Here is a 16,724-nt window from a genome sequence, read left to right on the forward strand (position 1 = left end):
GCTTAAATTCAGGAGAGTTAATATTATGCGAGTGCTGAAATTCGGCGGGACCTCGGTAGCGAATGCGGAGCGTTTCCTTCGCGTCGCTGACATTCTGGAAAGCAATGCGCAACAAGGACAGGTTGCAACCGTGCTCTCTGCACCTGCGAAGATCACTAACCATCTGGTGGCGATGATTGAAAAAACCATCAGTGGTCAGGACGCTTTACCGAATATCAGCGACGCCGAACGCATCTTCAGCGAGCTGCTGCAGGGGCTCGCTGACGCGCAGCCGGGCTTTGAGTTCGATCGACTGAAAACCCGCGTTGATCTGGAGTTTGCTCAGCTAAAACAGGTACTGCACGGCATCAGCCTGCTGGGCCAGTGCCCGGACAGCGTCAACGCAGCGATTATCTGTCGTGGTGAAAAACTCTCGATTGCGATCATGGAAGCGCTGCTGCAGGCGCGCGGTCATGAGGTGAGCGTGATTGATCCGGTCGAGAAATTGCTGGCGGTCGGCCACTACCTCGAATCGACTGTCGACATCCCTGAATCAACCCGCCGTATTGAAGCGAGTCAAATCCCGCCGCAGAACATGATCCTGATGGCTGGCTTTACCGCCGGTAACGAGCGCGGCGAGCTGGTGGTGCTGGGCCGTAATGGCTCTGATTATTCAGCTGCCGTGCTGGCCGCCTGTCTGCGTGCCGACTGCTGCGAAATCTGGACCGATGTGGATGGCGTCTATACCTGCGATCCGCGTCAGGTGCCGGATGCACGCCTGCTGAAGTCAATGTCGTATCAGGAGGCGATGGAGCTCTCCTATTTCGGCGCCAAAGTGCTGCATCCCCGCACTATCGCGCCTATCGCCCAGTTCCAGATCCCTTGCCTGATCAAAAACACCGCTAATCCGCAGGCGCCCGGCACCCTGATTGGTGCTGAAGGCGAACAGGATGAGAGCCCGGTAAAAGGCATCACCAATCTGAATAATATGGCGATGGTCAACGTCTCCGGCCCCGGCATGAAAGGGATGGTTGGAATGGCGGCCAGAGTCTTTGCGGCGATGTCGCGCACCGGTATCTCTGTGGTGCTGATCACTCAATCCTCTTCCGAATACAGCATCAGTTTCTGCGTGCCGCAGAGCGAGCTGGCGCGGGCGCGTCATGTGCTGGAAGAAGAGTTCTACCTGGAGCTGAAAGATGGCCTGCTGGATCCGCTGGACATCATTGAAAACCTGGCGGTGATCTCGGTGGTGGGCGATGGCATGCGCACGCTGCGTGGCATCTCAGCGAAATTCTTCTCGGCGCTGGCACGCGCCAATATCAATATCGTGGCGATTGCGCAGGGCTCCTCTGAGCGCTCCATCTCGGTGGTGGTAAATAATGACGAAGTGATCACCGGCGTGCGCGTGGTGCATCAGATGCTGTTCGCCACCGATCAGGTGATCGAAGTGTTTGTGGTCGGTGTCGGCGGTGTCGGCGGTGCGCTGCTGGATCAGTTACATCGCCAGCAGGCGTGGCTGAAGCAGAAGCACATCGATCTGCGGGTCTGCGGCATTGCGAACTCGCATGCGCTGTTAACAAATGTCCACGGCATCGATTTAAGCAACTGGCAGGCGGCACTCGCCGAAGCGAAAGAGCCGTTCAATCTCGGACGCCTGACCCGTCTGGTGAAAGAGTATCACCTGCTTAATCCGGTCATTGTGGATTGTACCTCCAGCCAGGCCGTTGCCGATCAGTATGCGGATTTCCTCAGCGAAGGCTTCCATGTGGTAACGCCGAACAAAAAGGCGAATACCTCCTCCTGGAATTACTATCAGCAGATGCGCGCCGCCGCCGCCAACTCACGACGTAAATTCCTTTATGATACCAACGTCGGTGCCGGACTGCCGGTGATTGAGAACCTGCAGAACCTGATGAACGCGGGTGATGAACTGCTGCGCTTCTCCGGTATTCTTTCCGGATCGCTGTCGTTCATCTTCGGCAAGCTGGACGAAGGGATCTCGCTGTCGCAAGCCACTAACATGGCGCGTGAAATGGGCTTTACCGAACCCGATCCGCGAGACGATCTCGCCGGCACCGATGTGGCGCGTAAGCTGCTTATTCTGGCGCGTGAAGCGGGTCATCAGCTTGAGCTGAGTGATATTGAGATCGAGCCGCTGCTGCCCGCCAGCCTTGTCGAAATTCAGGATGTGGAGCAGTTTATGCAGCGTCTGCCTGAGCTGGATAACGCCTTTGCTGACCGCGTTGCACAGGCGCAGAGTGAGGGCAAAGTGCTGCGCTACGTGGGCGTGATTGAAGAGGGCGGCGTCTGCAAAGTGAAGATCGACGCCGTTGACGGCAACGATCCGCTCTATAAAGTGAAAAACGGTGAGAACGCGCTGGCGTTTTACAGCCGCTACTATCAGCCGATTCCGCTGGTGCTGCGCGGATACGGTGCAGGAAATGATGTTACAGCGGCCGGTGTCTTTGCCGACCTGCTGCGTACGCTGTCATGGAAGTTGGGAGTTTAATCATGGTAAAAATTTACGCACCGGCCTCGATTGGTAACGTCAGCGTCGGCTTCGATGTGCTGGGCGCGGCGGTTTCGCCGGTAGATGGCTCCCTGCTGGGTGACTGCGTCTCCGTGGAAGCGGCAGAGCAGTTTTCACTGACCAACGCCGGACGTTTTGTCAGTAAGCTGCCCGCCGATCCCAAAGAGAACATCGTTTATCAGTGCTGGCAGCGTTTCTGCGAGGCGATTGGCAAAGAGATCCCGGTGGCGATGACGCTGGAGAAGAATATGCCCATTGGCTCCGGGCTGGGTTCCAGCGCCTGCTCGGTGGTGGCCGGTTTAATGGCGATGAACGAGTTTTGCGGCAAGCCTCTCAGCGACAGCACGCTACTGACGCTGATGGGTGAGCTGGAAGGGCGAATCTCCGGCAGCGTACATTATGATAATGTCGCTCCCTGCTTCCTCGGCGGCATTCAACTGATGCTTCAGGAGAATGACATCATCAGCCAGGCGGTGCCAGGCTTTGACGACTGGCTGTGGGTAATGGCCTACCCGGGCATTAAAGTGTCGACCGCAGAAGCACGCGCCATTTTACCGGCGCAGTACCGTAAAGAAGACTGCATTAAGCATGGCCGCCTGCTGGCCGGCTTCATTCACGCCTGCCATACGCGTCAGCCGCAGCTGGCAGCTAAACTTATGCAGGATGTGATTGCCGAACCTTATCGGACCCGGCTGCTGCCAGGTTTCGCCGAGGCGCGGCAGGCCGCGAAAGAGATTGGCGCACTGGCGTGCGGCATCTCCGGCTCTGGTCCGACACTTTTCGCCGTTTGCAATCAGATGGAAACGGCACAGCGGATGGCTGACTGGCTGAGCCAGCACTATCTGCAGAATGATGAAGGCTTCGTCCATATCTGCCGTCTCGACACGGCTGGCGCACGACAATTGGGATAACGCATGAAACTCTACAATCTTAAGGATCACAACGAGCAGGTCAGCTTCGCCCAGGCGGTGAAACAGGGTCTGGGTTCGCAGCAGGGTCTGTTCTTTCCGCTGGAACTGCCGGAGTTTGAACTGACCGACATCGACGCGATGCTGGAGATGGATTTTGTCAGCCGCAGCAGCAAAATTCTCTCGGCTTTCATTGGTGACGAGATTCCGGCCCATCAGCTGCATGAGCGTGTTAAAGCCGCTTTTGCTTTTCCGGCCCCGGTGAAACAGGTCAGCGAAGATATCGCCTGTCTGGAGCTGTTCCACGGTCCGACGCTGGCGTTTAAAGATTTCGGCGGCCGTTTCATGGCGCAGATGCTGTCGTATGTTTCAGGCTCAGATGAGCAGATCACCATTCTGACCGCCACCTCCGGTGATACCGGCGCGGCCGTGGCGCACGCGTTCTACGGCATGAAGAACGTGCGCGTGGTGATCCTCTATCCGCAGGGCAAAATCAGTCCGTTGCAGGAGAAACTCTTCTGTACCCTGGGCGGTAACATCGAAACCATCGCTATCGACGGCGATTTTGATGCCTGCCAGTCGCTGGTCAAACAGGCGTTTGATGATGAAGAGCTGAAAAAGACGATTGGTCTGAACTCGGCAAACTCTATCAACATCAGCCGCCTGCTCGCGCAGATCTGCTACTACTTTGAAGCAGTCGCGCAGCTGCCGCAGGAAAAACGTAATCAGCTGGTGGTATCCGTGCCGAGCGGCAACTTTGGTGATTTGACCGCCGGTCTGCTGGCGAAATCGCTGGGCCTGCCGATCAAACGCTTTATCGCCGCCACCAACGCCAATGACACGGTGCCGCGCTTCCTTGGCAACGGCGAATGGCAGCCTAACCTGACGGTCTCTACGCTGTCGAATGCGATGGATGTCAGCCAGCCGAACAACTGGCCGCGTGTGGAAGAGCTGTTCCGCCGTAAAACCTGGCGCTTAACCGATCTCGCCTGTGGTGCGGTCTCTGATGAGACCACGCGCGCCGCCATGCGTGAACTGGCTCAGATTGGCTATGTTTCCGAGCCGCATGCTGCCATCGCCTGGCGTCTGCTGCGCGATCAGCTGCAGGAAGGGGAATATGGTGTGTTCCTCGGTACCGCGCACCCTGCGAAATTCCGCGAAAGCGTGGAAGCGATCCTTGAACAGACTCTGACACTGCCACCAGAGTTAGCGGAGCGCGCTGACCTGCCGCTCCTGTCGCACGAGATGACGGCGGACTTCGCCTCACTGCGGGCCTTCCTGCTGAAGTAGTTCTGTAAATGGCTTCCCGGCGGCGGGAAGCCTATTCGCGGAGAGACATTACGCGCGGGGTATTACTGCTCCGCGCGCTTAAAGACCAGCTCGCTCTCCCTGCTGCTGGCTGCATCAAAACGATAGCCATCCAGATCAAACGCTTTAAGCTGCTCCGGCTTTGTCAGGCGCTGCTGAATCACATAGCGGCTCATTAATCCACGCGCCTTTTTGGCATAGAAGCTAATCACTTTATAACTGCCGTTCTTCTCATCGAGGAACACCGGCTTAATCATTTGTGCTTTCAGCTTCTTCGGCTTAACTGCTCTGAAATATTCGTCCGAGGCGAGGTTAATCAGTACCTCATCACCCTGTTCCGCCAGCGCGGCATTCAGCCGTTCAGTGATAACATCGCCCCAGAATGTGTAGAGATCTTTGCCCGCCGGATTGGCCAGGCGAATGCCCATCTCCAGTCGATAAGGCTGCATGAGATCGAGCGGACGCAGCACGCCATAGAGGCCTGACAGCATACGCAGATGCTGCTGAGCAAAATTGAAATCCTCATCACTGAAGGTTTCGGCCTGCAGGCCCGTGTAGACATCACCTTTGAACGCCAGGATGGCCTGACGGGCATTCTGCGGGGAAAAATCGGGGTGCCAGCTGTTAAATCGTTCGGCATTGAGGTGTGCCAGTTTGTCGCTGATGCCCATTAACGAGGCGATGCTGGCGGGTGACAGCTCGCGCGCAATCTCAATCAGCTGTTGTGACTTTTCTAACAGCGCAGGCTGGGTGAAACGCGTGGTCGCCAGCGGGCTTTCATAATCGAGCGTCTTGGCAGGAGAGATCACCATCAACATTGTTGCTTCCTCGGTTAATGCCTGGTTTAACAGGGCATTGGCTGCTTATCAGGCTTTGCAGTGTACCAAAAAAGCCGCAAAGAATGACGAATCACACCTATTTGTTCGCGCTATCGTAAACGGCATTCCCTGACCTTGCGCGACCGTTGGCGCGTGATATTATCCCAACAGCCTTTTTTCACACTGACAGTTAACTAAGAGAAAAGAACATGACGGACAAACTTACCTCCCTGCGTCAGCTCACCACCGTCGTCGCCGACACCGGTGATATTGCAGCCATGAAGCTGTATCAGCCGCAGGACGCTACCACCAACCCTTCTCTGATTCTTAACGCCGCACAAATTCCTGAATACCGTAAACTGATCGATGAAGCGATCGGCTGGGCGCGTGAGCAGAGCAGCAACAAAGAAGAGCAACTGCAGCTGGTTTCTGACAAGCTGGCCGTAAACATTGGTCTGGAAATCCTGAAGCTGATCCCAGGCCGTATCTCGACTGAAGTCGATGCGCGTCTCTCTTACGACACGGAAGGCAGCATCGCTAAAGCCCGCAGCCTGATCAAACTCTACAATGATGCCGGTATCAGCAATGACCGCATCCTGATCAAACTGGCCTCTACCTGGCAGGGCATCCGTGCTGCAGAGCAGCTGGAAAAAGAGGGTATCAACTGTAACCTGACCCTGCTGTTCTCCTTTGCTCAGGCGCGTGCCTGTGCTGAAGCGGGCGTGTTCCTGATCTCTCCGTTTGTTGGCCGCATCCTCGACTGGTACAAAGCCAACACTGACAAGAAAGAGTATGCCGCGCACGAAGATCCAGGCGTGGTTTCAGTCTCTGAAATCTACAACTACTACAAGCAGCATGGCTATGAAACCGTGGTGATGGGCGCGAGCTTCCGTAACGTTGGCGAAATCATCGAGCTGGCCGGCTGTGACCGTCTGACCATTTCGCCTGCGCTGCTGAAAGAGCTGGCAGAGAGCGAAGGCACCCTGGAGCGTAAACTGAGCTACAGCGGCGAAGTGAAAGCGCGTCCGGCCCGCATGACCGAGTCTGAGTTCCTGTGGCAGCACAACCAGGATCCCATGGCGGTAGCTAAGCTGGCAGAAGGTATCCGCAACTTTGCCGTTGATCAGGGCAAACTTGAGAAAATGCTGGCAGAACTGCTGTAATCTGCTGACCGTGGCGGCACAGGCTGCCACGGTTTTCTCTTTTCCGACCCTTTCACTTTATATTATCCTTTCTGCTATTCCCCTTTTACTCCACCGCACCGCGGTAAATCACAGCGAAGCTCATCATGAATACATTACGCATTGGCCTGATCTCGGTCTCCGATCGCGCCGCGAACGGCATCTATCAGGATCAGGGGATTCCCGCACTGGAGAGCTGGCTTGGCAGCGCAATCAGCAGTCCGTTTGAGATTGAGTCCCGACTGGTACCGGACGAGCAGCCGATGATTGAGCACGCCATTTGCGAACTGGTCGATGAACGTTTTTGCCATCTGGTGTTAACCACTGGCGGCACCGGTCCGGCCCGACGCGATGTCACGCCCGACGCCACCTTAGCCGTTGCCGATCGGGAAATGCCTGGCTTTGGTGAGCAGATGCGTCAGATAAGCCTGCAGTTCGTGCCGACCGCGATTCTGTCGCGTCAGGTCGGGGTGATCCGCAAACAGTCGCTTATCCTCAATCTGCCGGGTCAGCCGAAGTCGATCAAAGAGACGCTGGAAGGGCTGAAGGATGAGCAGGGCAACGTAAAAGTGCACGGCATCTTTGCTTCTGTACCTTATTGTTTACAGCTTCTGGAAGGGCCTTACGTCGAGACGCATTCTGAGGTAGTAGCAGCATTTCGCCCTAAAAGCGCGATACGTGAGATAAATAACTAAATATTGCGCATTTCAGGCATAAGCTATAGCCCTGCTGGTGTGGCAAAAGATTGACGATATAGTAAGAGTATCTTTACAACCTTGTCTCTTTTGCCTCTGGACTATTATGAATCCGACTTACACGCAGCGTCTGACCGGTAAGGATTACAAAACTCTGGCGCTGGCCGCGCTGGGCGGCGCGCTGGAATTTTACGACTTCATCATCTTTGTCTTCTTCGCCACCGTAATTGGCGAACTCTTTTTCCCTTCAGATATTCCGGAATGGCTGCGTCAGCTGCAGACGTTTGCCATTTTTGCCGCAGGCTATCTGGCACGCCCGCTGGGCGGCATCGTGATGGCGCATTTTGGCGACAAGCTCGGACGCAAAAAGATGTTCAGCCTGAGTATTCTGCTGATGGCGCTGCCAACCCTGATGATGGGCGCTCTGCCTACCTGGCAGACGATTGGCATTGCTGCGCCACTGCTGATGCTGTTGATGCGGATGCTGCAGGGCGCAGCGATTGGCGGCGAAGTGCCGGGTGCGTGGGTGTTTGTCGCTGAGCACGTGCCTTACAAACGTATCGGCATCGCCTGTGGCACGCTGACGGCCGGGCTGACCATCGGCATTTTACTGGGGTCGCTGGTGGCGACGCTGATTAATACCTCGATGTCGCAGCAGGCGATTCATGACGGCGGCTGGCGTATTCCGTTCTTCCTCGGTGGCGTGTTTGGTCTTATCGCAATGTACCTGCGGCGCTGGCTGCATGAGACGCCGGTCTTTGTTGAGATGCAGCAGCGTAAAGCGCTGGCTGAAACCCTGCCGCTGAAGACCGTGCTGGCGGAGCATAAAAAGTCGGTTGTGATTTCCATGCTGCTGACCTGGCTGCTCTCCGCCTGCATCGTGGTCGTGATCCTGATGTCGCCGGTCTGGCTGCAGAAGCAGCTGGGCATCGCGCCCGCGCTGACCCTGCAGGCCAACAGTATCGCCACCGTGATGCTCTGCATCGGCTGCATTATTGCCGGACTCGCTGTCGATCGCGTTGGTGCCAGTCGTACCTTATGTGTCGGCAGCCTGCTGCTGGCAATCTGTAGCTGGCAGTTCTATCACCTGACCGCTCTCTATCCGCAGCAGCTGTTCCTGCTCTATGGCGTGGCGGGCCTGAGCGTCGGTATTGTCGGCGTCGTGCCCTTTGTGATGGTGCGCGCCTTCCCGGCAGAGGTGCGTTTTACCGGCCTCTCGTTTTCCTACAACCTCTCCTACGCGATCTTCGGCGGGCTGACACCCATCTTTGTGTCGCTGCTGATGAACGTCTCAGTGATGGCACCCTGCTGGTATGTGATGGCGCTGGCGCTGGTGGGATTGTTGACGGGGATCTGGCTGCGGCGTGATGTCAGCCACGAGCCTGGCCTGCAGCAGGGAATAAACTCTTTGTAATGCGGGGACGCGGAGACAGGCTCCGCGTCTTTTTCAGGCGTAAAGGCAGGCTTAAAGCGATTTCGCGCCAATCGGCAGAAGAGTGCGGCCAAAGGTGTCGTTCAGCACTTCACCCATTGCCAGATAGCAGGCGCTGGCACCACAAAGTATGCCGACCCAGCCCGCAGACACCTCCAGCGAAGGCAGGTGCATAAGGTGAGCCACGGCCAGCAGCAGAAACAGCAGCGTGAGCGAGCCAAAGACAAACTGCAGCATCCGCGCACCTGTCAGCGTGCCGATAAACATAAACAGCGTGAAGATGCCCCACAGTGCCAGCCAGGCACCCAGGAAGCGTTCATCAGGTGCTTTCGCCAGACCCATCTGCGGTAACAGCAGAATCGCCACAAAGCTTAACCAGAACATGCCGTAAGAGGTAAAGGCTGTCAGCCCAAAAGTGTTGTTCTTTTTAAATTCCAGCAGACCGGCCAGCACCTGCGCGATTCCGCCATAAAAAATCCCCATCGCTAAAATTGCCACGTCCATGTCAAACAGACCCGTGTTGTGCAGGTTCAGCAAAATGGTTGTCATGCCAAATCCCATTAAGCCCAGCGGGGCAGGATTAGCCAGCGTTGAATTTGCCATAGTTCCTCGGCAGTCAGTTGATCGTTAATGAAATAAAAGGACTTCAGCCTGCTCACAGAAAGGAGTAAGGCGACGCATCATATTCAGTGGGTTAACCGTGTTCTTTGATCCCGGCAGGGCCAGAGGTAGAAAAATTTTTTTGGTTTAGCCCTTGATGCGCATCGAAGCGGCCCCATTTACTTGTCATCGAGCGTTGTGAACGTTGGATAAAAAGCATGTGCTGGCAGGTTGAATGCAAACAACCCGCCCACATAACAGGTTCACAACCCAAATTGGCAACGAATTTAAGTGGGAGATGTTTAGATGGGTAAGATTATTGGTATTGACCTGGGTACAACCAACTCTTGTGTTGCGATCATGGATGGCACTAAAGCACGCGTGCTGGAAAATGCCGAGGGCGATCGCACCACGCCTTCAATTATTGCGTATACACAGGATGGCGAAATTCTGGTCGGTCAACCGGCTAAACGTCAGGCAGTGACTAACCCGCAGAATACCCTGTTCGCAATCAAGCGTCTGATTGGTCGTCGTTTCCAGGACGAAGAAGTGCAGCGTGATATTAAAATCATGCCGTACAAAATCACCGGCGCTGACAACGGCGACGCCTGGCTGGAAGTGAAAGGCCAAAGAATGGCACCACCGCAGATCTCTGCTGAAGTGCTGAAGAAAATGAAAAAGACCGCCGAAGATTACCTCGGTGAGCCAGTGACCGAAGCGGTCATTACCGTACCGGCTTACTTCAACGATGCGCAGCGTCAGGCGACCAAAGATGCCGGCCGTATCGCGGGTCTGGAAGTCAAACGTATCATTAACGAACCGACAGCTGCTGCACTGGCATACGGTCTGGACAAAGGCCAGGGCAACCGCACCATCGCGGTTTATGACCTGGGTGGCGGTACCTTCGATATCTCAATCATCGAGATCGACGAAGTTGACGGCGAAAAAACCTTTGAAGTTCTGGCGACCAACGGTGACACCCACCTGGGTGGTGAAGACTTTGACAGCCGCCTGATTAACTATCTGGTTGCTGAATTCAAGAAAGACCAGGGCATCGATCTGCACAACGATCCACTGGCAATGCAGCGTCTGAAAGAAGCGGCAGAGAAAGCGAAAATCGAACTTTCTTCTGCACAGCAGACCGATGTTAACCTGCCATACATCACGGCAGATGCGACCGGTCCTAAGCACCTGAACATCAAAGTGACCCGCTCTAAACTGGAGTCACTGGTTGAAGATCTGGTTGCACGCTCAATCGCGCCACTGAAAGTTGCGCTGCAGGATGCGGGCCTGTCTGTATCAGACATCAACGACGTTATCCTGGTGGGTGGTCAGACCCGTATGCCACTGGTTCAGGCGAAAGTGACCGAATTCTTCGGTAAAGAGCCGCGTAAAGACGTGAACCCGGACGAAGCCGTTGCCGTTGGTGCTGCGGTTCAGGGGGGTGTACTGGGTGGCGACGTGAAAGACGTGCTGCTGCTGGACGTTACCCCGCTGTCACTGGGTATCGAAACCATGGGTGGCGTGATGACTTCGCTGATCAGCAAGAACACCACCATCCCAACCAAGCACAGCCAGGTCTTCTCGACGGCTGAAGATAACCAGTCAGCCGTGACCATTCATGTGCTGCAGGGTGAGCGTAAGCGCGCCAATGACAACAAGTCACTGGGCCAGTTCAACCTCGACGGTATTCAGAATGCGCCACGCGGTATGCCGCAGATCGAAGTGACCTTCGACATCGATGCGGATGGTATCCTGCACGTGTCGGCGAAGGATAAGAACAGCGGTAAAGAGCAGAAGATCACCATCAAAGCCTCTTCAGGTCTGAGCGATGAAGAGATCCAGAAAATGGTGCGTGATGCAGAAGCGAACGCTGAATCTGACCGTAAGTTCGAAGAGCTGGTTCAGACGCGTAACCAGGGTGACCAGATTGCCCACAGCACACGTAAGCAGTTGGATGAAGCAGGCGACAAACTGTCAGCTGATGACAAAGCGCCAATTGAAGCCGCACTGGCCGCGCTGGAAACTGCGCTGAAAGGCGAAGACAAAGCGGAAATCGACGCCAAAATGCAGGCGCTGATGGAAGTGTCCGGCAAACTGATGGAAGCAGCACAGCAGTCTCAGGCGGGTGCAGCGGATGCCGGTGACGCGTCAGCGAAGAAAGATGATGACGTTGTCGATGCTGAATTCGAAGAAGTGAAAGACAACAAGAAATAATTGCCCCTGACCGGGCGCGACGGTTGGCCTGACAGCCGTTGAAACCAGCACGGGCGTAGGAGATCTCTCCACGCCCGTGCGATCATGTTAAGGGCTAAAAAAACATGGCGAAGAGTGATTACTACGAGATTTTAGGCGTCGCCAAATCCGCGGACGAGCGTGAAATCAAAAAGGCTTACAAACGCCTGGCAATGAAATTTCACCCGGACCGCAATCCCGGTGACAAAGAGGCCGAAGCTAAATTCAAAGAGGTCAAGGAAGCGTACGAAATCCTGACCGATGCGCAGAAGCGTGCGGCCTACGATCAGTATGGTCATGCAGCCTTTGAACAGGGCGGTATGGGTGGCGGTGGATTCGGCGGCGGCGGCTTTGGTGGCGGCGGTGCAGACTTCAGCGATATCTTTGGCGACGTATTCGGTGACATCTTTGGTGGTGGACGCCGTCAGCGCGCCTCACGTGGCGCCGATTTACGCTACAACATGGAGCTGTCGCTGGAAGAAGCGGTACGCGGCGTGACCAAAGAGATCCGCATTCCAACCCTGGAAGAGTGTGATGTCTGCCACGGCAGCGGCGCGAAAGCGGGAACGCAGCCACAAACCTGTTCAACCTGTCATGGTGCAGGCCAGGTGCAGATGCGCCAGGGCTTCTTCACTGTCCAGCAGGCCTGTCCGACCTGTCATGGTCGCGGCTCGGTGATTAAAGATCCGTGCAACGCCTGTCATGGCCATGGCCGCGTTGAGAAGTCGAAGACGCTGTCAGTGAAAATCCCTGCTGGGGTTGACACCGGCGATCGTATTCGTCTGAGTGGCGAAGGCGAAGCGGGCGAGCAGGGCGCACCAGCCGGCGATCTCTACGTTCAGGTATCGGTGAAGAAACACCCGATCTTCGAGCGTGAAGAGAACAATCTCTACTGCGAAGTGCCAATCAACTTTGCGATGGCGGCGCTGGGCGGCGAGATTGAAGTGCCGACACTGGATGGTCGCGTGAAGCTGAAAGTGCCGTCAGAAACGCAGACCGGCAAGCTGTTCCGCATGCGCGGACGTGGCGTCAAATCGGTACGTGGCGGCGCGGTCGGCGACCTGTTATGTCGCGTCGTGGTGGAAACACCGGTCAGCCTGAATGAGAAACAGAAAGCGCTGTTGCGTGAACTGGAAGAGAGTTTTGGCGGCCCGAGCGGCGAGCATAACAGCCCGCGCTCAAAGAGCTTCTTCGACGGCGTGAAAAAATTCTTTGATGACTTAACCCGTTAAGTTCATCCACGCTGAAAGCCAGCGCCTGCCGCTGGCTTTTTTTTACCTGCGATCAACGCTTCGTTATTTCCGAACAATCCCCGCTAAATAAACTGTTTTTTTCGAGCTGTTATTATCGTTACTCTTAGGGACTTTGATTGATCTCTGGATTAAGGACAACGCGTGTGAATATCAGATTAAAAAAAATAGTTGAAAGCGACGCTACCGGCGGTGTGGTGCTGATTATTGCGGCTGCGCTGGCGATGGTACTGGCCAATAGCGGAGCGACGCAGCAGGGCTATCGCGATTTGCTGGCCATTCCGGTGGAGTTTCGCTTTGGCAGTCTCGATATCAGCAAAGACCTGCTGCTGTGGATTAACGATGCGCTGATGGCGCTGTTCTTCCTGATGGTAGGACTTGAGGTCAAACGCGAACTGGTGATGGGCGCGCTGGCTAAACGTGAACAGGCGCTGTTCCCGCTGATTGCGGCGCTGGGTGGCATGATCGCCCCGGCGATCATTTTTCTGCTGTTTAACGGTGCCGATGCCGCCACCCGCAGCGGCTGGGCGATCCCGACCGCCACCGATATCGCCTTTGCGCTGGGCATCCTGGCGCTGCTGGGAAGCCGCGTGCCGCCTGCTCTGAAAATCTTCCTGATGGCGCTGGCGATCATCGACGATCTCGGGGCTATCGTGATTATCGCGCTGTTTTACACGCATCACCTTTCGATGGCCTCGCTGGGCGTTGCCGCCGCTGCCATTGCCGTGCTGGCGCTGATGAACCTGCTCAACGTGCGCAACACCGGTCTCTATCTGCTGGTGGGGCTGGTGCTATGGGTGGCGGTGCTGAAGTCGGGTGTTCATGCGACGCTGGCGGGTGTCGTGGTCGGCTTCCTGATTCCGCTGGCGAAGAAAGAGGGACACTCTCCGGCGATTCATCTTGAGCATGCGCTGCATCCCTGGGTGCGCTGGGTGATCCTGCCCCTGTTTGCCTTTGCTAATGCAGGTGTGTCGCTGACGGGTGTCTCGTTCGGTAGCCTCTTCTCGCTGCTGCCGCTGGGCATCATGGCCGGTCTGCTGATCGGTAAGCCACTGGGCATTACGCTGTTCTGCTGGCTGGCAGATAAAACCGGCATAGCCAGACTGCCGGAAAATACTCACATCAAAGATATTGCGGCGGTGGGGGTGCTGTGCGGTATTGGCTTCACCATGTCGATATTTATCGCCTCGCTGGCCTACGGCGACATCAGTGCTGAACTGATGACGCTGGCGAAGCTGGGGATTCTGTCAGGTTCGATTCTGTCGGCGGTGCTGGGCTATATGATCCTTGGCTGGCGTCTTAAGCAGCGTGCGGCGTAGGGCATCCTATGGCGCACATTAATTACAATCATCTCTACTACTTCTGGCACGCCTGCCGTGCGGGATCGATTACGGCGGCAGCAGAGGCACTCTCCCTGACGCCACAGACCATTACCGGGCAGATTAAGGCACTGGAGGAGCGCCTGCAGGGCAAGCTGTTCCGGCGTCAGGGACGGGGTCTCGTACCGACGGAACTGGGACAGTTGGTGTTCCGCTACGCTGACCGCATGTTTATGCTGGGTCAGGAGATGCTGGATATCGTTAACTACCGCAAAGAGTCTCATCTGCTGCTGGATGTTGGCGTGGCAGATGCGCTCTCTAAGCAACTGGTCAGTAAGGTACTGGAGACCGCAGTGGTTGCAGAGGAGAAGATTCACCTGCGCTGTTTTGAATCGACCCACGAAATGCTGCTGGAGCAGCTCAGTCAGCATAAGCTGGATATGATTATCTCTGACTGCTCCATCGATCCCACCCAGCAGGAAGGGCTGTTTTCGGTGAAGCTGGGGGAGTGCCCGATCAGTTTCTGGTCCGCGCAGCCGATCACCGATCTCTCTTTTCCGGCTTGTCTTGAGACGCGCCCCCTGCTGGTTCCGGGTCGCCGCTCGATGCTGGGGCGCAAAATCCTCAACTGGATCACAACCCAGGGGCTGCAGGTGGAGATTCTCGGTGAGTTTGATGATGCAGCTCTGATGAACGCATTTGGTGCGCGTCAGAAGGCGGTTTTTGTAGCAGCAGCGCTGGACAGGGATCAGCAGGAGGGGAGTTATGAAGTCGGCCGGCTCGATGCGGTGTCAGAGGAGTACCATATACTCTTCGCCGAGCGGATGATTCAGCATCCGGCGGTGCAGCGTCTCTGTCACGCTGACTTCAGCGGACTCTTTCCCCGTCAGAGTACAGACGAAAAAAAACCGGCGTAAGCCGGCTTTTTTAACAAAGCGATAAACAACGGGCGATTAAGCCAGTTTGTTGATCTGTGCAGTCAGGTTTGATTTATAACGTGCAGCTTTGTTTTTGTGGATCAGACCTTTAGCGGCCTGACGATCCACGAGTGGTTGCATTTCATTGAATGCGTTCTGCGCAGCAGCTTTGTCGCCTGAAGCGATCGCCGCGTATACTTTCTTAACGAAGGTACGCATCATTGAGCGGCGGCTAGCGTTATGCTTGCGGCGTTTCTCAGATGTTACGGCGCGTTTCTTAGCTGATTTGATATTAGCCAAGGTCCAACTCCCAAATGTGTTCTATAGAGACAAATCAAAGGCCGAGGACTATGCCCTTCTAACCTGATTTTGTCAATGGATTTGTGCAAATAAGCGTCGCTCTATGAGCAGCACTCGGTTACGTATTTGATGGCGCAAGATTCTACCAGCTTCCCCTCGCTGAATACAGTATTTCGCGACAAAATTCTTAACATGCGCATCTGCAACAGGAAATGCAGCACCTAAAGCATGAAAGGCGTGCTGACGGGTTAACCTGAGTCGCTTTCAAGGGTATAATCCGCCGATTTCCACCGGTTTGGGCCAGCCATGAAGTTTATCCGCGGTATTCATAATCTTAACGAGCAGCATCGCGGCTGCGTTCTGACCATTGGTAATTTCGATGGTGTGCACCGCGGGCATCAGGCGCTGATGTCCCGGCTGTGTGAAGAGGGGCGTAAGCGTAATCTGCCGGTCGTGGTCATGGTGTTTGAGCCACAGCCGCTGGAGCTGTTTGCCGGTGATAAAGCCCCGGCACGCCTGACGCGCCTGCGTGAAAAACTGCGCTATATGGCTGAAGCCGGCGTCGATAAAGTGCTGTGTGTGCGGTTCGACCGTCGCTTCGCAGCCCTGTCCGCCCAGCGTTTTATCAGTGACCTGCTGGTGGACAAGCTGGACGTAAAGTACCTCGCAGTAGGCGATGATTTCCGCTTCGGCGCTGGTCGCCAGGGGGATTTCCTGTTATTACAGAAAGCCGGTGCGGAGTATGGTTTTGAGGTCGTGAGCACCGAAACCTTCTGTGACGGCGGGAAGCGAATCAGCAGCACCGCCGTGCGTCAGGCGCTGGCCGCAGATGATTTAGCGCTGGCGCAGTCGCTGTTAGGTCATCCATTCACCATTTCCGGCCGCGTCGTGCACGGTGATGCACTGGGACGCACGCTGGGTTTCCCCACTGCGAACCTTCCTTTACGCCGCAGCGTCTCACCGGTGAAAGGGGTCTATGCGGTGGAGGTACAGGGTCTGACGCCTGAGCCACTGCCGGGTGTTGCCAATATCGGCACTCGCCCGACCGTAAAAGGTTTACGCCAGCAGCTTGAAGTTCACCTGCTCGACATCAATATGGATCTCTATGGTCGTCACATTGATGTGGTGCTGAAACAGAAAATACGAAACGAGCAGCGCTTTGCCTCACTGGAGGCGTTGAAAGAACAAATTGCGAACGATGTGGTAACGGCCCGGCAGTTCTTTGGGCTGCTTTAACCTGAGCGAAAAACGG

The 16,724-nt window shown here is 55.7% G+C and carries 14 protein-coding genes; 11 read left to right on the forward strand and 3 right to left on the reverse strand.

Going from position 1 to position 16,724, the window contains the following annotated elements:
* Positions 1 to 25: 25 nt before the first annotated feature.
* The 3 genes from thrA to thrC are packed head-to-tail and all read left to right on the forward strand — an operon-like array spanning position 26 to position 4,707.
* Positions 26 to 2,488 carry a bifunctional aspartate kinase/homoserine dehydrogenase I gene (thrA, locus tag AC6I8J_RS02985; protein ID WP_161731702.1) on the forward strand — a complete coding sequence of 821 codons (2,463 nt, stop codon included), beginning with the start codon at positions 26 to 28 and terminating at the stop codon, positions 2,486 to 2,488.
* 2 nt (positions 2,489 to 2,490) lie between these two features.
* The gene (gene thrB / locus AC6I8J_RS02990; protein WP_013356712.1) at positions 2,491 to 3,420 is read left to right on the forward strand and encodes a homoserine kinase; all 930 of its coding nucleotides are present in this window, start codon (positions 2,491 to 2,493) and stop codon (positions 3,418 to 3,420) included.
* A gap of 3 nt (positions 3,421 to 3,423) precedes the next feature.
* Positions 3,424 to 4,707, forward strand: coding sequence for a threonine synthase (thrC, locus tag AC6I8J_RS02995; RefSeq protein WP_161731698.1), 1,284 nt, complete (start codon positions 3,424 to 3,426; stop codon positions 4,705 to 4,707).
* Between the two features lie 62 nt (positions 4,708 to 4,769).
* Here the strand turns inward: thrC and yaaA are convergent, their stop codons facing one another.
* The gene (gene yaaA / locus AC6I8J_RS03000) at positions 4,770 to 5,543 is read right to left on the reverse strand and encodes a peroxide stress protein YaaA (RefSeq protein WP_253421047.1); all 774 of its coding nucleotides are present in this window, start codon (positions 5,541 to 5,543) and stop codon (positions 4,770 to 4,772) included.
* Between the two features lie 209 nt (positions 5,544 to 5,752).
* On the opposite strand from yaaA, the gene tal reads away from it, so the two are divergent.
* The 3 genes from tal to AC6I8J_RS03015 all read left to right on the forward strand — a co-directional run bounded on the left by tal (position 5,753) and on the right by AC6I8J_RS03015 (position 8,833).
* Entirely contained in the window at positions 5,753 to 6,706 is a 954-nt protein-coding gene (gene tal / locus AC6I8J_RS03005; RefSeq protein WP_013356716.1) for a transaldolase, read from the forward strand.
* 125 nt (positions 6,707 to 6,831) lie between these two features.
* On the forward strand, positions 6,832 to 7,419 hold the full coding sequence (gene mog, locus AC6I8J_RS03010; protein ID WP_161731695.1) for a molybdopterin adenylyltransferase: 588 nt from the start codon (positions 6,832 to 6,834) through the stop codon (positions 7,417 to 7,419).
* A gap of 106 nt (positions 7,420 to 7,525) precedes the next feature.
* Positions 7,526 to 8,833: an MFS transporter gene (locus AC6I8J_RS03015; RefSeq protein ID WP_222924587.1), complete on the forward strand. Its 1,308-nt coding sequence runs from the start codon at positions 7,526 to 7,528 to the stop codon at positions 8,831 to 8,833.
* 51 nt (positions 8,834 to 8,884) lie between these two features.
* Here the strand turns inward: AC6I8J_RS03015 and satP are convergent, their stop codons facing one another.
* Positions 8,885 to 9,454 carry an acetate uptake transporter gene (gene satP, locus AC6I8J_RS03020; RefSeq protein ID WP_260059151.1) on the reverse strand — a complete coding sequence of 190 codons (570 nt, stop codon included), beginning with the start codon at positions 9,452 to 9,454 and terminating at the stop codon, positions 8,885 to 8,887.
* Positions 9,455 to 9,757: 303 nt separating this feature from the next.
* Between satP and dnaK the strand changes: the two genes are divergently transcribed.
* The 4 genes from dnaK (at position 9,758) to nhaR (ending at position 15,172) form a co-directional block, all read left to right on the forward strand.
* Positions 9,758 to 11,668, forward strand: a complete 1,911-nt coding sequence (gene dnaK, locus AC6I8J_RS03025; protein ID WP_013356720.1) for a molecular chaperone DnaK — start codon at positions 9,758 to 9,760, stop codon at positions 11,666 to 11,668.
* Positions 11,669 to 11,772: 104 nt separating this feature from the next.
* On the forward strand, positions 11,773 to 12,918 hold the full coding sequence (gene dnaJ, locus AC6I8J_RS03030; protein ID WP_135910149.1) for a molecular chaperone DnaJ: 1,146 nt from the start codon (positions 11,773 to 11,775) through the stop codon (positions 12,916 to 12,918).
* A 164-nt stretch (positions 12,919 to 13,082) separates the two neighbouring features.
* Complete coding sequence (nhaA, locus tag AC6I8J_RS03035; protein ID WP_440829860.1) at positions 13,083 to 14,255, forward strand: Na+/H+ antiporter NhaA; 1,173 nt, start codon at positions 13,083 to 13,085, stop codon at positions 14,253 to 14,255.
* An 8-nt stretch (positions 14,256 to 14,263) separates the two neighbouring features.
* Positions 14,264 to 15,172, forward strand: a complete 909-nt coding sequence (gene nhaR, locus AC6I8J_RS03040; RefSeq protein ID WP_480343747.1) for a transcriptional activator NhaR — start codon at positions 14,264 to 14,266, stop codon at positions 15,170 to 15,172.
* A gap of 36 nt (positions 15,173 to 15,208) precedes the next feature.
* On the opposite strand, the gene rpsT is transcribed toward nhaR, so the two are convergent.
* Positions 15,209 to 15,472 carry a 30S ribosomal protein S20 gene (rpsT, locus tag AC6I8J_RS03045; RefSeq protein WP_008925553.1) on the reverse strand — a complete coding sequence of 88 codons (264 nt, stop codon included), beginning with the start codon at positions 15,470 to 15,472 and terminating at the stop codon, positions 15,209 to 15,211.
* 306 nt (positions 15,473 to 15,778) lie between these two features.
* Between rpsT and ribF the strand changes: the two genes are divergently transcribed.
* A complete protein-coding gene (gene ribF, locus AC6I8J_RS03050) occupies positions 15,779 to 16,708 on the forward strand; it encodes a bifunctional riboflavin kinase/FAD synthetase (RefSeq protein WP_013356724.1) in 930 nt (309 codons plus the stop codon).
* The last annotated feature ends 16 nt before the right edge of the window (positions 16,709 to 16,724 follow it).

It is taken from the genome of Pantoea sp. X-Soil-ISGK-355 (assembly GCF_059730805.1).

Coding starts and splice junctions, on each gene's coding strand:
- satP (WP_260059151.1), bottom strand. CDS start 9,454: ATGGCAAATTCAACGCTGGCTAATCCTGCCCCGCTGGGCTTAATGGGA.
- tal (WP_013356716.1), top strand. CDS start 5,753: ATGACGGACAAACTTACCTCCCTGCGTCAGCTCACCACCGTCGTCGCC.
- dnaJ (WP_135910149.1), top strand. CDS start 11,773: ATGGCGAAGAGTGATTACTACGAGATTTTAGGCGTCGCCAAATCCGCG.
- ribF (WP_013356724.1), top strand. CDS start 15,779: ATGAAGTTTATCCGCGGTATTCATAATCTTAACGAGCAGCATCGCGGC.
- thrC (WP_161731698.1), top strand. CDS start 3,424: ATGAAACTCTACAATCTTAAGGATCACAACGAGCAGGTCAGCTTCGCC.
- dnaK (WP_013356720.1), top strand. CDS start 9,758: ATGGGTAAGATTATTGGTATTGACCTGGGTACAACCAACTCTTGTGTT.
- thrA (WP_161731702.1), top strand. CDS start 26: ATGCGAGTGCTGAAATTCGGCGGGACCTCGGTAGCGAATGCGGAGCGT.
- mog (WP_161731695.1), top strand. CDS start 6,832: ATGAATACATTACGCATTGGCCTGATCTCGGTCTCCGATCGCGCCGCG.
- AC6I8J_RS03015 (WP_222924587.1), top strand. CDS start 7,526: ATGAATCCGACTTACACGCAGCGTCTGACCGGTAAGGATTACAAAACT.
- thrB (WP_013356712.1), top strand. CDS start 2,491: ATGGTAAAAATTTACGCACCGGCCTCGATTGGTAACGTCAGCGTCGGC.
- nhaR (WP_480343747.1), top strand. CDS start 14,264: ATGGCGCACATTAATTACAATCATCTCTACTACTTCTGGCACGCCTGC.
- yaaA (WP_253421047.1), bottom strand. CDS start 5,543: ATGTTGATGGTGATCTCTCCTGCCAAGACGCTCGATTATGAAAGCCCG.